The 16,028-nt window shown below is 49.3% G+C and carries 11 protein-coding genes and 1 tRNA gene; all 12 read left to right on the top strand.

Annotation, left to right across the window (positions count from 1 at the left end):
* Positions 1-54: 54 nt before the first annotated feature.
* The 12 genes from coaE to AC812_RS11830 all read left to right on the top strand — a co-directional run bounded on the left by coaE (position 55) and on the right by AC812_RS11830 (position 16,018).
* Positions 55-1,194 (top strand): dephospho-CoA kinase, encoded by a 1,140-nt coding sequence (coaE, locus tag AC812_RS17215; RefSeq protein ID WP_082149185.1) that lies wholly within the window; start codon positions 55-57, stop codon positions 1,192-1,194.
* Between the two features lie 24 nt (positions 1,195-1,218).
* On the top strand, positions 1,219-2,106 hold the full coding sequence (gene cdaA, locus AC812_RS11780; protein WP_169787303.1) for a diadenylate cyclase CdaA: 888 nt from the start codon (positions 1,219-1,221) through the stop codon (positions 2,104-2,106).
* Positions 2,103-3,365 (top strand): CdaR family protein, encoded by a 1,263-nt coding sequence (locus tag AC812_RS11785; protein WP_061918694.1) that lies wholly within the window; start codon positions 2,103-2,105, stop codon positions 3,363-3,365. The genes cdaA and AC812_RS11785 overlap by 4 nt, the downstream gene beginning before the upstream one ends.
* Before the next feature lie 8 nt (positions 3,366-3,373).
* On the top strand, positions 3,374-4,735 hold the full coding sequence (gene der / locus AC812_RS11790) for a ribosome biogenesis GTPase Der (protein WP_061918696.1): 1,362 nt from the start codon (positions 3,374-3,376) through the stop codon (positions 4,733-4,735).
* A gap of 67 nt (positions 4,736-4,802) precedes the next feature.
* Positions 4,803-4,874 (top strand) — tRNA-Met (locus AC812_RS11795).
* Between the two features lie 557 nt (positions 4,875-5,431).
* The gene (locus tag AC812_RS11800) at positions 5,432-6,253 is read left to right on the top strand and encodes an alpha/beta fold hydrolase (protein WP_061918698.1); all 822 of its coding nucleotides are present in this window, start codon (positions 5,432-5,434) and stop codon (positions 6,251-6,253) included.
* Between the two features lie 551 nt (positions 6,254-6,804).
* Entirely contained in the window at positions 6,805-8,958 is a 2,154-nt protein-coding gene (locus tag AC812_RS11805; protein ID WP_061918700.1) for a polysaccharide biosynthesis tyrosine autokinase, read from the top strand.
* A 148-nt stretch (positions 8,959-9,106) separates the two neighbouring features.
* Entirely contained in the window at positions 9,107-10,447 is a 1,341-nt protein-coding gene (locus AC812_RS11810) for a right-handed parallel beta-helix repeat-containing protein (protein ID WP_169787304.1), read from the top strand.
* Between the two features lie 15 nt (positions 10,448-10,462).
* Positions 10,463-12,073 carry a lipopolysaccharide biosynthesis protein gene (locus AC812_RS11815; protein ID WP_061918704.1) on the top strand — a complete coding sequence of 537 codons (1,611 nt, stop codon included), beginning with the start codon at positions 10,463-10,465 and terminating at the stop codon, positions 12,071-12,073.
* Between the two features lie 31 nt (positions 12,074-12,104).
* Complete coding sequence (locus tag AC812_RS11820) at positions 12,105-13,172, top strand: CapA family protein (protein ID WP_061918706.1); 1,068 nt, start codon at positions 12,105-12,107, stop codon at positions 13,170-13,172.
* Positions 13,173-13,242: 70 nt separating this feature from the next.
* Positions 13,243-14,607, top strand: coding sequence for a phenylacetate--CoA ligase family protein (locus tag AC812_RS11825; RefSeq protein ID WP_062158906.1), 1,365 nt, complete (start codon positions 13,243-13,245; stop codon positions 14,605-14,607).
* Positions 14,608-14,629: 22 nt separating this feature from the next.
* Positions 14,630-16,018, top strand: coding sequence for an O-antigen ligase family protein (locus AC812_RS11830; protein WP_061918710.1), 1,389 nt, complete (start codon positions 14,630-14,632; stop codon positions 16,016-16,018).
* The last annotated feature ends 10 nt before the right edge of the window (positions 16,019-16,028 follow it).

A 16,028-nucleotide genomic window follows, 5' to 3' on the forward strand; every position in this document is an offset into this window, starting at 1 on the left:
CACAGATAAAATGAAGTCAGAATCCATTTTATTTCAAACCAAACAGGAGACAGGGTGAGTCACTGGGCGGGTAAATATGTCATTGGACTGACCGGCAACATTGGAACGGGCAAAAGCGTGGTGCGGCGCATGTTGGAGCATCTCGGTGCGTATGGTATTGATGCCGATGCACTGGCACACCGCGTGATTGCCAAAGGGGCACCCGGCTACGCGGCAGTGGTGGACTACTTTGGCAAGTACATTCTCAAACCGGACGGCGAAATTGACCGGGGACGGTTGGGTAGAATTGTGTTTGGCGACCCCGAAGCACTGGCAAAACTGGAAAGCATTATTCACCCGCTGGTGCGACAAGGCGCCGATTATCTGATTCGACGGGCTACTCAACCGGTCATTGTGATTGAGGCGATAAAGCTGCTCGAATCGAGCATGGCAAAGCAATGCGATAGTGTGTGGGTCGTGTATGCTCCGCCGGATATTCAGCTGGCACGCCTGATGAAAAACCGGGGGATGAACGAAAAGGATGCCCGCCAACGGATCACCAGTCAGCCGCCGCAGGAAGAGAAAATTGCAGCCGCTGATGTGGTGATTCGAAATGCCGGCACATTCGATGAAACCTGGAAACAGGTTATCACAGCCTGGCGAAAGTATGTTCCGTTGGTTGAAGAAGCTCCCCCTCAAGCCGTGCAAGCCCCAAACATCAAGGGACAAATTCAAATCGAACGTGGCCGTCCGCGTCACTCCAATGAGATTGCCGGCCTTCTAAATCGGCTTGATAAAAAAGGCAAACCCATGACCAGCGAAGACGTGATGGCCGCCTTTGGGGAAAAAGCCTTTTTGTTACTGCGCTTGGACGAGCAACTGAAAGGTTTAATCGGCTGGCAGGTTGAAAATCTGGTCGCCCGAACCACCGACATTCATCTGGATCCCACCTTGCCGCTTGATGAAGCCGTACCCGCCCTGATTCAAGAGATGGAACGAGCCTCAAGCGACTTACAATGTGAAGCATCGCTGGTGTTTGTGCCGCCGTCCCTGGCAAGACATGATGGGTTATGGCGCAAGTTGGGCTACCAGCGCACCTCTCCCGAAGCATTAGAAGTGCAGGCCTGGCAGGATGCCGCCCGTGAATCCATGCCTCCCGGTAGTGTTTTACTTTTTAAAAAATTGCGTGAGGATCGGGTACTGCGCCCAATTTGATCTTTATTTGTGGGGTTTCCCAGCGTGACTGAGTTACTGAATGAACTCACCTTCATTTTCCAGCGCTTCAACTGGTTGAGCGCCCTGGACCTGTTTCTGGTCACGCTGGTTTTTTTTGGGGTGTTGTTACTGGTACGGGACACGCAGGCAATGGTACTGCTGCGCGGTGTTTTACTGCTGGTGGTTGCCCTGAGTCTGTTGACCAGTCTGGTTAGCCTGCCGGCCTTTTCATGGCTGATCCAAACTATTGCCCCAACGCTGGTACTGGCTATACCGGTCATTTTCGCTCCCGAAATCCGGCGCGGTTTGGAAAGGCTGGGACGGGCGGGTTCGCCAGCGGCTATCTTCTGGCAGCAAAGCGAAAAAGACGTTTCCACAATGCGCGAGACGATTCAGGCGGTTGTCAGCGCCTGTGCCCGGCTTTCTGCACGCCAGCATGGCGCATTGATCATCTTACAGCGCGGCGACAGTTTGCAGGAATACATCCGCACTGGCGTACGTCTGAACGCCAAGGTAACCCCGGAATTGCTTCTACAAATCTTTTATCCAAACACCCCGCTGCATGATGGGGCTGCAATCATCGTCCGCGATCAGGTTGCAGCAGCCGCCTGCGTCATGCCGCTTTCTGCCAGCGGCATTCTCAATCGTTCACCGGAAAGGCAAATGGGGTTACGCCACCGGGCTGCCCTGGGCACGTCTGAAGCTACGGATGCGATTGCAGTGGTGGTCTCGGAAGAAACCGGCTCAATTTCGATTGCCCATGGTGGTCGGATGATTCGCCGGTTGGACAGCGAACGGCTGGAAAACATTTTGATGGCTTTTTATCAGCCACCTCCCAAAACGAGCAGCCTGAGTGATTGGTTCAGGAGAAACCGAAAACCACCGGCTTTCCGTGAGGATATTGAGCGATGATTGAGGTTTTACGCCGACTGCTTCGTCTTTTACCCTCCCTGATTACGGCGTTCGTTTTAGCGCTGGCAGTTTGGATTTCGGCAGTCAGTTCGAGCGACCCGCTGGTTGAACGCACCTACCCCAATCCTTTGCCCATCGAAATTATCGGGCAGGATCCGGGGCTGGTTATCACCTCACCAGTTCCAGGCTCGGTAACCGTGGTCCTCAGCGCACCCCAGTCCATCTGGAATCAACTGACCACCGAAACAGGATCAGTGCGTGCCTTCCTCGACCTTTCTGGTCTGGAAGCCGGCAGCCATACCGTGCCGGTTAAGATTCAAATCGCCGCCCGGCCGGTTCGCAAGATTGCCCAATCTCCTCAGACGATTACCATCACACTGGAACGCCTGGCCAGTAAAGAATTTCCGATCCGAGTGGTGACCCGCGGCAGCCCGGCGGTTGGTTACACTGCTGATACCCCCACCCTCAGCCAGACCTCCGTGACGGTCAGCGGACCGGAATCGCAGGTCAATCGCGTTGCGGAAGTTCAGGCTATTTTGGATATCAGTCAGGCTACCGAAACCATCAGCCGGACGGTCAATCTGGTTGCGGTGGATGCCAATGACAATCCGATCAACGGCTTAAGTTTATTGCCCGACCGGGTAACCGTTCGGCAGAATATCTCCCAGCGCTTTGGCTACCGCAATGTGGTCGTCAAGGTTGTCGTACTGGGTCAGGTTGCCAGCGGCTATCGCCTCACGAATATTTCGGTGTTTCCGCCGGCGGTTACGGTCTTTTCGGCTGATCCGCAAGTCGTCAGTGATTTACCCGGTTTTATCGAAACCGAACCCCTCAACATCAACGGGTTGAAGGATGATCTGGATATTTCCCTGAGTCTCAATCTGCCTGCAGGTGTTTCTGTGGTTGGGGATCAAACCGAAGTACTGGTGCGGGTCGGTGTTGCGGCTATTGAAAGCAGTTTAACCCTGCCCAACATCCCGGTGGAAATCACCGGCTTACAGCCGGGACTGAGCGCCGAAATCTCACCGGAAACGATCACGGTAATTATTTCCGGCCCGGTTGCCTTGCTTGACCGCTTGCGCGCCACAGATGTACGGGCTGTGGTTGATTTGAGCACGCTGTCCGAAGGCACCTACCAGATCGAACCGGAGGTCGAAATCCTGATCGCCGAGTTGAAGACCGAATCGCTCCTGCCGGAAAGCGTGGAAGTTATCATCACTCGGACAACCCGTTCAAGCAGTGGTACAATCACCCCTTGAGGTGAACGATGCGCAAACCGATTGTTGCTCTGGTCGGGCGACCGAACGTAGGAAAAAGCACCCTCTTCAATCGTCTGGCCGGTGAACCGCTGGCGATTGTGGATGATACTCCCGGCACCACCCGCGACCGGCTGATGGCCGAAGCGGAGTGGAATGGGCGTTACTTCTTCATTGTGGATACCGGCGGTATTGACCCCTCCACCGGCGGGAAAGAGGCCCTCTCCGTCGGGTCGGCCGACTATATTCAACAAATTCGCCAACAGGCCGAGTTAGCCATTCGAGAAGCGGACGTCGTTTTATTCCTGACCGATGCCATTACCGGTGTTACTCCTGCTGATCAGGAAGTTGCTCAAATTTTACGCCGCAATCAGAAAATCATCGAAGGCAAGCCGCACCCGCCTGTGCTGCTGGTGGTCAATAAAGCCGACAACCAGACCTTTCGGAGCGGCGCGGCTGAATTTTACGAATTGGGTATCGGTGAGCCTTACCCCATTTCGGCCCTGCACGGTACCGGCACCGGGGATTTACTGGATGATTTGGTGGCAGCATTCCCATCCGATACCGAGGAAGAAGAGGATGATTCGGTCAAAATTGCGATTGTGGGCAAGCCCAACGTTGGGAAGTCCAGCCTGCTGAATCGACTGGTTGGGGAGGAACGTGCCATCGTCAGCCCGATTGCCGGCACCACCCGCGATGCGGTGGACACAAAAATTGTCTTTGAAGACATCGAAATCACCCTGATTGACACAGCCGGCATCCGCCGGCGGGGCAAAATTGAGCCGGGAGTTGAAAAATACAGCGTCATCCGTTCAATGCGTGCCATTGAGCGCGCTGATGTTGCCCTGCTGATGATTGACGCCACCACCGGCATTACCGCCCAGGATGCTCACATTGCCGGTTATATACTGGAAGCCCAGAAAAGCACAGTGGTGCTGGTCAACAAATGGGATGCGGTCGAAAAAGACAATTTCACCATGCAAAATTACACCAGCCGCATCCGGCAGGAATTGAATTTTATGGATTTTGTACCGATTTTATTCATCTCGGCAAAAACCGGCCAGCGGGTTGATCAGGTGCTGCCACTGGCTTTAAGAGTGCAGGAAGAACGGCTGGCGCGGTTAACTACCGGACAGCTAAACCGTATTCTCCAAAACGCGCAGGACGCCCACCACGCTACCTCGCGCACCGGTAAGTCGCTGCGGATTTACTATGGGACTCAGGTACGCAGTGACCCGCCAACCTTCCTGATTTATGTCAACGACCCGAAACTGGCTCACTTCACTTACCTGCGTTATTTAGAAAACGCCATTCGGAAGGAGTACCCTTTCACCGGCACACCCATCCGGCTTGTACTGAAACCGCGACGTTAGAAAAAGGTTAGAAAGCCAACCCCAAGGGTTGACGATCAAACGAGGTGTGGTAAAATACAAGACACGATGCGGGGTAGAGCAGAGGTAGCTCGTCGGGCTCATAACCCGGAGGTCAGTGGTTCGAATCCACTCCCCGCTACTAGAGTCAAACCCTTTACAGGGCGCAAGCAGCCAGAGTCCGTCGGGCTCTGGTTTCATTTTTCTTGACTTGTCAATTTTTCATATCGCCTTCCTATTTACTTGGCGGTGTCTGATCAATATCTTGCCAATTTGCTCGGCCTTTGATGGTTACCAGTGACTTTGAAAATCGTCAGTTGCTGAAAAATTGTTTATTTTTGAAATGATAGATCGGCTTTACCTGATCTTTTCTCACCATCCGACTATTCCTTTTGACGTTGGTCGGATCAACTCACATGGCCTCGTTACGAATCATCATGAATCCTCGGAGATCAGGAATAAATACACCAAACCAGCATAGGGGTGCGAGATGATCGCCTATGGCGATTGGGGAGATCCTCATGCCATTTCTCCGCAATTGAGTGACAAACTGGCAGGAAATGGGAATGGTAGAAGCAGATAATGCCCTGACAAATTATCTTCATGATATTCTTAAATGAGAGCAATCAGCCATTGCCGGGGTTGAGATTCATTTCACCATCTTCAAAAAAATCAACCCTGACACGAAGAGGCGCAAAAATGCCGCACATCCGCGTCAATAATCTGGACCATTATTATGAACAAACCGGGCAGGGTGCCGTACTGGTATTCGTGCACGGCGCATTTGCGGATGCTCGTATTTGGGAACCTCAATGGAAGCATTTCTCAACAAAATACCAGCTTTTGCGCTATGACCTGCGTGGTCATGGAAGGACGGGGGCTTCCGATTTGGCTCATTACTCTATGGCAACTTATGCAGATGACCTGTCTGCCCTGCTGGATGCGCTTGCCATCCGTTCACCCATCCTGTGTGGACTATCCTGGGGAGGGAGCATCGCCCAGACGTTTGCCGTGCGCAACCCAGAACGACCCAGGGCATTGATCCTGGCGGGTACAGCTGTTTCGATTGACTTAACTATGCTGGATAAGCTACTATGCTATGTACTGTTCCCCAGGTGGATGATGTCCCTGACCATCCGGATGATGAGCGTTGAGAATTTTACCCGTTTCTCTTTTCGGCTGGCTCGCCTTACCCGCGGCAAGCATTGGCTGAGCAGGGATGAAAACGCCCAGGCTTATCTGGAGCAATGTATGCTCCGCATGGAAAAAAGTGAATATCTGAAGATTTGGAATGCAATGTATGGTTTCCACACACTTCCATTGGAAAAAATTACCTGCCCCACTTTAATACTCAATGGGGAATTTGAACCCAAAAATACCTTCCGACACACGGAGGAAATTTTACGCCGGATTCCGCAAGCCAAAGCAAGGATTATCCCATGTGCAAGTCATGCCATGAATTTAGAGCAAGCGGAAACCTTTAACAATTTTGTGGATGCTTTTCTGGATGGCGCCGGCTGAATTCCCTAAAGTGCAACACCGCCGCCAGAGCACCTCGTACTTCTCCCTAGCAGCAGGTATCATCAATCCTCAAACCAAAATGCTTCTTAAGACTTTTTTATAATTTCGAGTCGTTTGTTGACTTAGTCAATATTCGGCGTATAATTTATTTAATAACGTAATTAAGGATCAGGTCCTCATTACGCTGAACTTCGTCAGTTAGTTAATGTGGATGCGTTGATCCGATAACCTGCGCAGGTCGCAAGCCTTCACATTGAGGCGAGATTATCGGGGAGCGAAAGCGATACCGGCCACATTGGCCGGTTTTTTGTTGGAAGGTTGGCAATCAGGCTGGGAAACTGGTTCGAAAATTCTGCTCTTCTCTAAATAACTGAATTATTCATCACAAAGGGTAATCAATCTTTACCCCCACAACCTTAGTCTTATCGGCATTTGCTTCAAAGTCATTAACGTAAACAACGATTTATCGGTAGAGGATGGTTTGATTTCTCTTCCGATTATTTTTAATGTCGGAACGGCGGAGCATGCCAGTAAAAATAAAAGGGAAAGCAATGAATATTCCTTCTGATCTAAGTATCCAGTGGTTCTTTCAAATCATCAAACGCCGCCTGTCACTGATTGCGAGTCTGGTGGCGGTGGCAATTGTTGTCCTCTTCATTGTCATGAAAATAGCCCCATCCACCTATCGCGCCTCCGTCACGCTTTTGATCCAACCATCCGATGATGAAAAAACCAGTGAAATCAATACGCTAATGGCAGGCGAAAGGTTAGCACTGACTTACAGCCAATTAATGACCAGCCGCCCAATCCTCGAAAAAGTCCTCAATCAGAATCAATTGGATCTTTCGGTCAAGGAATTGGAGAAAAGGATCTCCGTGCAACCCATTCGCGACACGCAATTAATTCGCCTTTCGGTGACCGATTCCTCCCCATCGCAGGCTCAATTACTGGCAAACTCTCTTGCAGCAACATTCGTTGAATATATTCAGTCTCTTTCTAATGAACAATTCACTGCTTCTTTATCCGAATCTCAGCAAAAAATCGAGGTGAAACGGAATGAAATAGCCCAAACTCAGCACGAAATAGGTGCTGAAAACCAAGCAAGCGTCGAATACGAAATTGAACTTCTTCGCCTGAACATGTTGATTTCAGAAAACAGAGCCGCCTATCAATCCATTCAGTCCTCACTCAAAGATTTACAGTTTTCGCTGGAACAAGTTTTGAATGAAGTTGATTTGGTTGAATCGGCTCAATTACTCGATTCGCTCAATACTCCGCCCTATACTGCTGTATTGACGGTATTATACGATGAGCAACTTTTTAGCGGTGGTGGGGGTTTTTCAAATCCCCAAAGTGGAATCACCCGCATGGCTGATGGTTCCTTGCAACTCCGTCCCGCTATTCTGGAACAAGTCATTGCAAAACTTGACTTGAACGAGTCATCTCAATCCCTGCAATCCCGTATAACGCTGACCCCCCTAACCGAAACCCGCTTGATCCGGTTAAGAGTAAAGGATAATGACCCCCAACAGGCGGTTCAAATTTGCCAAACAATTGGAGATGTGTTGATTACACAGACCCGGAATTTTTTGAGCGAACCTTATCAAAAGCGTATTAACAGTATGGAAAATGAACTCAAGGGGTTGGACCAGCAATTGGAAACCTATCAAAGCGAATTGAGAGATTGGACAAAGAAGAAAACCCAAAGCGATCTTAACCTGAAAACGCTGGAAAGCGAACTTGCCACAAAGAATCTGGAATTGCGTGATCTGTTGAATAACCACGATCAACTTGTTCTTGAGGCGACAAAAACTGCCAGCCTGATCTCGATCACCGAACCGGCGGCTTTACCGGATGAACCAACCCAAAACTGGCTTCTTTACGGCGCTTTAGTAGTTTTGGTTACTTTCTTCATTGCTTTTGGGCTGGTTTTTTTCCTTGAAATTTCCAGTAATCCGGTCGTCACCCCTCAAAATGTTGCTGAGCTTTGTGACATTGAACCGGTGGGGATCATTGGTCACAATCGGCATGCGGAAGAAAAAATTGTGATTGGCTCAGAAAAATCCCCTGAAATTGCAGAGGACTTCAAGAAACTGGCTGCTGAAATTCAGATTGAAGCCCAACGGGTTCCCCTGCACACACTATTAATCACCAGTCCGGCGCCGCAGGACGGTAAAACCTTTGTTGCAGCCAATCTGGGTTTGGCCCTCTCCCGTGCAGGAATGGGAATTATTATCGTGGATGCCGATCTTCATCTTCCCCAACTTCACCGTGTATTCGGTATTGAAAAAGAGATTGGGTTGGCCGATGCCCTGAGTCATCCCAACCATTCCGAGTGGTTAAAAAGCATTCAAAATCACAACTTGAAACTGATGACCAGCGGTGAGATCCCCGCCAATCCGGTTGAATTACTCAGTTCTCCCCGGTTGCAGGATATTTTGAAACGCATCTCCAAAGAAAGCAACCTGGTCTTAATTGATTGTCCCCCTTTGCTGGCACTGGCGGACGCTTCCTATCTCTCTGCTGCGGTTGATGGGGTTCTCCTTGTGTTGCGCAGTGAAAAAACCAATCAAGTAGAAGCGAAAAAAGCCCTTTCCATCCTCAAGAAAATGGATAAGAAATATATCGGGATTGTCCTGAATGATGCGGCAGGACATTTCAGCCATTATTACTGGCATTACCGGCAAGCCGCATTGGAAAAGTAATCGGAAAAAGACCAGAATTTTGAAAACTCACCTGTGGTTTTATTTTTTTAAAACTATTCTGCTCATCACCCTGGGAGCGATGTTTGTAATCCTCCTTGCTGAAAACAGTGCAAATTCGCCACCTCAAAGAGCGGCGGAGAAAAACGAATTGACTGCTTCCCTTACCCCCTCAATTACTAAATTGGATGTACCAAATGTGGTTTTTCTGCCACTGATAGCCAACGCAGCAAGAAACACCTACTATGTTTCACCCGACGGTTTGGATACAAATCCGGGCACCATTACCCAGCCATGGCGCACCATCAGCAAAGCCGTCCGAACCGTAAAAGCAGGCGATATCGTTTACATCCGTCAGGGCACTTACATGGAACAGGTGGAAATTATCGCCTCCGGTAGCGCTGATTCGCCAGTTCAATTACTGGCTTATCCGGGTGAAAAAGTCATCATTGACGGGAATAACCGCCTTCCTTCTTCCTACACCGCCCTGTTATCGCTGCGTGGCTCATGGATCAAAGTAGATGGTTTGGAAGTGATGAATTCCAAATACATGGGGGTTGGCTTATTTGGAAGGCATAACTCGGCAAACAATCTAAATGTTCATCACAGCCAGCATACAGGCGTCCTGATCAGCGGGGATTATGGTCTGGTTGAAAACAGTCAGATTTGGAGAAATTCTCTCGACAACGAGTTTAATAAAGCAGAGATCCATGATTCGGGCATCAGCGCTGCCCGCGACCAGATAGACGGCTTGACCGAATATGCCATCATCCGCGGAAATACGGTTTGGGAAAACTGGGGGGAGGGGATTTCTTCCTTTGAAGCCAGCCACACACTGATCGAAAACAATATCTCTCACGATAATCTGACTGCCAACATTTATATATCCGACTCGACTTATGTGGAATGCAGCCGTAATTTTGTTTTTATGAGTACAAACAGCTACATTTTTGGTTACGATGCTCATGTCGGCATCATGATGGGCGATGAAAAGTATCAGCCGCCTTCGGCTCACATCAAGGTTTTCAACAATCTTGCTTACAACAATCATCGCAATTTTTACTGGTGGCGCGGCATACGGGGAGGGGGGATGAATGATGTCCTGATTGCTCATAACACCTTTGTGAACAGCTTTGAGACCGCCGGCGTTGTGATCGGTAATGGCAGTCACTCCAATGTCCGTTTCTTCAACAACATTGTCCAGCAAGATGGGACTTTGCCACCAATTATAGTTACGACAAGCCCGGGCATCATTTATTCCAACAATCTCTGGTCAAAAATGCCGGCAAGCAATGTGATCAGCCAGGGAGATGTGATTGCCGATCCCCAATTGAGCAAAACCGGCCTGGCCTCTGAAGCCCCCTGGTTCAACTTGAGTCAGAGTTCACCCGCCATTGATAAAGCTCTACCACTGGCAGAAGTACCTCGCGATTATGATAACCTCCTGCGTGATACAAAGCCGGATATCGGCGCTAAGGAATATCATCCCTGAGCAAGTTCCTGCTTGATGACTCACAAATTCGTTTTACCCCTTCCCGCCACACCAAAACCCTCAGCTGCAAAACTGACCCGGATTTCAGCAGCTCAGTCGGTTGATGTGGCTCTCTCGACGGATAACCACCTGATCGGCAATGTTTTTTCGAACGTGGTTTATACCTTCATCGCTGCACTTGCCAATCTCTGGTTAACCCCCTTTTTGATCACCAATATCGGCATTGCCGCCTTTGGGATGATTCCCCTGACCAATTCAATTGTGGCTTACGCGGCAATCCTGACAACGGCTATTTACAACTCGGTCAGCCGCTTTCTGGCAATTGAACTGGAAAAGAACGACTACACTGCCGCCAACAAGGTATTCAACACGGCCATGTTTTCCCTCATTGGTCTGCTGGTCGGGTTCATACCTTTGGTGATCGTCATTGCTATCATTTTTCCGGCAATCTTTCACATTCCGGCTGGCTGGGAAGCTGACGCCTCGTGGCTGTTTGTACTGACGGCAGTTTCTTTCTTCATCACCCTGATCGGAACGAATTTTTCTATTTCACCCTTTTTGAAAAGTCAGTTCATCCCCATTAACACCATCAATTTTGGGGGGTTGGCTCTCAAAATCGGCGTCATTATTCTTATTTATACCTTCCTGCCGCATAAATTATGGTATGTCGGAGCGGCGTCTGTGCTGGGGGCGGTTGTTATCCTGGCAGGTTTTGTAATTCTCTGGAAAAAATTCACCCCCCAACTTCATCTAAACATACACGACTTTTCCCAATCTCAACTGGCATCAATGGCGGGAATGGCGGGTTGGGTAATGGTCAACATGGCGGGCGCAATGCTGCTCAGCCGTGCCGATTTACTCATTATCAACCGTTACTTCGGGGCTGTAATCACCGGAGGTTATGCTTCCATCGTTCAATTATCCATGTTATTGGAATACGCTGCAAATGCAGCAAGCATTGTCCTTCGTCCGATGATCTTGAATCAATACGCCCGTCAAGATTTTCAAGCCTTGCAGAATACGTCCTATCTGGCAGTCAAAGGATTGGGGTTGCTGCTGGCACTGCCCGTTGGCGTCATGTGCGGTTTTGCAGTGCCGCTTTTGAAATTGTGGTTAGGAGGAGATTACACCTTTCTGGCACCTTTACTGGTGTTGGTAATCTTCTATCAGGCTTTGAGCCTTTCGGCCCGCCCGCTCCTTTTTGTACAAAATGCCTGTGATCGGGTCAAATGGCCCGGCATCATTACCCTGATCAGCGGGACTGGTGCAATTGTGTTAGCCATCCTTCTGTCAAAATGGGGAACTTGGGGACCGGCCGGCATTCCGGTTGCCATCGCGCTGGCAATGATACTTAAAAACGGCATTTACATGCCTATTTACACCGCTCGCATTCTAAATCTCCAATGGTGGAGCTTCCTACCGGCATTGATTCCGGGCGTTTTATACAGCGCGGTAACCGGAGCATGTACTTTTGCAGTGAACTATATTGCCCCGCCCGCAAGCTGGTTATGGCTTGGGGCTTATTCCGCCATGATCTTTGTGTTGCTGGGCTTTTTGGCCTGGTGGATCGGGTTTAAACCCTCAGAAAAGCAATTCATCAAAACTTACTTAAGGTTTGGCTGGTAATCAACCGGTGGTAAAAGAAAGTCCTGCGGGGATGCGCCTGTTTTGTGTTGGGGATATCGCCATTTGCGAGGATCTTAGCCGGAACGGCAGTTGGCCGCCGCCAGCCGGCATCCAACTCAATGAGCACAGCCGGATCCTCTTCAATTTTGAGTTCCCTATCGGTACGCATCTCAACCCCAGCCCGCGCGCCAGTGGAGAACGCTTCATGGCCGACCCGCATGCCATTCAGGCACTTAAGGGATGGGCGCCGGCGTTCGTCACCCTTGCCAACAACCACATTTTAGACGCCGACTCCAGCGGCCTGATGCGAACCTGCCAATCCCTAAGTGCTTGTGGATTCAAACCACTTGGTGCAGGTTTTTTAGACGAAGAGAATCGCCGATATCGAATCTGGGAAACCGTCCACGGAACGCTGGCCATTTTGAATTGGGTCTTTCCCGAAACTCACCCCGACCCGGGTCAAAACCCCGGAGCAAATTGCTGGCAAGGTCTCGAAGAAAGCGCTACCCTCATTCAAGTTTTGAGAAAAGAAGCGGATTGGGTGATTGCTGTTCTTCACTGGAGTGATGAATTGTTTGGCTATCCCCGCCCGGAAGACCGCATGATCGCGGCTGCGCTGGCAGATCAGGGAGTTGACCTGATCATTGGTCAACATCCCCATGTCGTTCGAGGTTGGGAAATTTTTAATGGATGCCCGGTTTTCTACAGCATTGGCGATTTTTACTTCTCCGACATTCAGGACGGTTCCGGAAAGTGGATTCTCAAGGAAGCTCCTCTCAACCGGGCAAGTCTGGGAGTTGACATCCGCTTTTCAAGGGGGAACAAACCGCTCATTTCCACCCATTCGTTCTGGCGGGTTAAGGGAAAGACCATCTCAGACCCCCTCAGACGCGCCGAAAGGCAACTACTCCACCTTAGCAAACCACTTCAAAAATACCCTCTCTACGATTATGCAGAATGGTATCAAAAAAAACGGCGTTGGTTTGACCGCGTCGGTTACCGCCTCCAATTCCGGCTGCATCAGATAAGCCCCATTGAATTCATGTCCATCACCGCCCAAAAAATTCGAGGTTTGTTTTCTGCGCGAGTTAATCCTTGAAAAATAATCCAATCCATCAAAAATTGAATTTCAATTTCTCTTATCAATTGCCATAAGAAGCTTTTTGGGGATGAAAACAACCGCAATGGGTATAAAGAACTACCTGAGACAAACACTTTATTACACCCTGTTTGGGCTGCGCGGTTATAAAATCCGGGAAACTTATGAACAATTTCTCAACCAATATCAACAGGGTATCCCGCCTGACCTGATTAAAAACCGTCTGATAGCGCTTTTCCACCACGCCAGACTCAATGTACCTTACTACGCCGAAATCATCGAGAAGATGGGGGATAGTTTTTATGAGGAACCCTTTGCCTATTTGTCCAATTTTCCCATCCTGACCAAGGACATCCTCCGTAATGAATTCGATCGTTTAACCTCCACTGACCTGGCGCATCGCAAGTGGAAATTGAACACTTCCGGCGGTTCAACTGGTGAACCGGTTTGTATTGTGCAAGATGCGCGATTCCAGACGACCTCCAGAGCCATCTCATTGTTATTTTCCAGAATAATCGGGAAGGAACTGGGTGACCCCGAAGTCTATTTATGGGGTTCAGAACAAGATATTCTACGCGGTAGCCAAAAGTGGACGGCTGTTCTTTTAAACCGCATTACCAATACGGAATTTATCAACGCATTCCGGATGAGTCCCTCGACACACATGAAATTTGCCGATTTTCTGAGAAATAAACGACCTTCCATCATCGTTGCCTACGCCGAATCGATTTACGAAGCAGCCCTTTTCTTTGAGCAACATCAAATCAAAGTCCCGCCGCCCAAAGCGATCATCTCCTCAGCCGGCACCTTGTTTCCTTACATGCGTCAAAAAATTAAAGAGATTTTTCAATGCGCAGTTTACAACCATTACGGCTCACGTGAAACCGGCGCAATCGCCTGTGAACTTCCCAATCAGACCGGCTTATGGGTTGCCCCGTGGGGGAATTACCTTGAAGTTGTAGATGATACCTTGAAACCAGTACCGGAAGAAACCCGCGGTGAAATTCTGATCACCTGTCTTTCCAATTTTGCCATGCCTCTCATTCGTTATCAAATTGGAGATGTCGGGCAATTGAAAAGCCCATCAGCGCATAACCCTACTCAAACCCTGCTTTCCCTTGACGGCAGAATCAACCAGCTCTTCCTGTTGCGTGATGGGACAATGGTAGATCCGGGTTATTTCGAATTCCTTTTGTACTTCAAAACATGGATACGAAAATTTCAGGTGATTCAAAAGGATTACTCCACTCTGGTCTTTCGTTTTATCTCCTTGGACAATTTGCCTCACCAAGAAGATTTAGAAGAGATTCGGCAAAAAGCCCAAGTATTAATGGGCCCGGACTGCCGCATTACTTTTGAATATGTGGATGAACTCCCCCCTACACCCTCCGGAAAATTTCTATATATGTTTTCGGAAATTTCTGACAGGAAATAATTCTCGAATATTAAGTAAAAACATGGAAAAAAGCAGGCCTTCGTTTTGGAACCATCTCCTCTCCCGTCCGGTAATTGCTATTGGTGTGGCGATCGGATTAATTATCACCAGCGCTGGGCTGGGCTTGATCATCCCCAATACCTTTGCCCCCCTCCTCGTTGCAGGAGGGGTGGCCGGCAGCCTGGTATTCATCCTCTGGTTGAAGAAACCGATCACGGCTTTTTACACGGCGGTCTGGCTGGTTTTTCTCCCCTTAGGCCTGATTCCAGCCGAAATCCATTCATTTCTCAACCGCTTCACGGTTGTTGCTGCATTCATAACCTGGGGTATTATGACGATATTATCCCGTCAGCGTGTTGTGCTGACCCCCGCGGCGATCAGTATGTCGGTGTTCTTGGTTTGGGGATTAACCACGCTGGCCTGGTCTTCTGTTCCATCAGTAACCTTTTACAACTTGCAAATCTACGCTCTCCGCTGGATTCTCTTTTTGATTTTAGGAGCAAATTTCCTGAATGAACGTAATCATCAAAAATCCTTTATGCGGGTGCTCACGTTCAACGGATGGATTTTAATCGCCCTGTTTTTATTCACCCTGATAACCAGCGGTTACAACCCCGGCACAAGGCTCAAAATTGCCGGGATGAACGAAAATGAAACTGCAACGCTTGCCATCATTCTTTTACCCGCCATCTTGTGGGGAAACTCTTCTCAACCCAACAAAGGTTTCTTTTCGAAACATGCTGCTCCGGTTGTTTACATCCTGTTGACGTGTTTATTGACCGTGATGAGCGGTTCAAGGGGCGGTCTTCTCTCTTTGGTCGTAGTCATGCTTGGTTTTTCCTTTCTGCGGGAGACACGTTTATACCCCCTATTAGGAATCGGGTGCACCCTCTTAATCATTCTCGTTTATCCCCAACTATTTGCCACCTTTTTCTATCGCTTGACGGTCGAAAGTAGCCAATCTTTACTGGGGGGCAGAGAAGCCATCTGGAAGGCTGCGATGATGATGATCGCCGACCATACCTGGTTTGGAATTGGATTGGGGAATGCTCCCACAGAGATTCTTTCCTACCTCAGATTTTTTACACCAGTTTCCAGCAATTACGTCGCATTGCACAATCCGCTATTGACTTTGTGGGCAGAAACGGGCGTGATTGGGCTTTTACTCTATGGCAGTGTTTTTATAAGTTCAGCTTTTGTTTTCCTTAGCCGTTTCTACCACGCCCTAAAACTGCATCTATCCTCAGCCATCACCAGATATAGCATCAATGGCATCGCAGTTGCTGCTTATCTCGTCTCGTGGATCAAAGGCGGGGGAGCCGAATCGACCTACACCTTTTTTCTGGCCCTGCTTCTGCTCAACCTGCCAATCCTGTCAACTGGCTATTCGGAAACCCAGCCGACCGGTTAATCACAACTTC

The sequence above is a fragment of the Bellilinea caldifistulae genome, from assembly GCF_001306055.1.
In the GTDB taxonomy this organism is placed as follows: domain Bacteria; phylum Chloroflexota; class Anaerolineae; order Anaerolineales; family Anaerolineaceae; genus Bellilinea; species Bellilinea caldifistulae.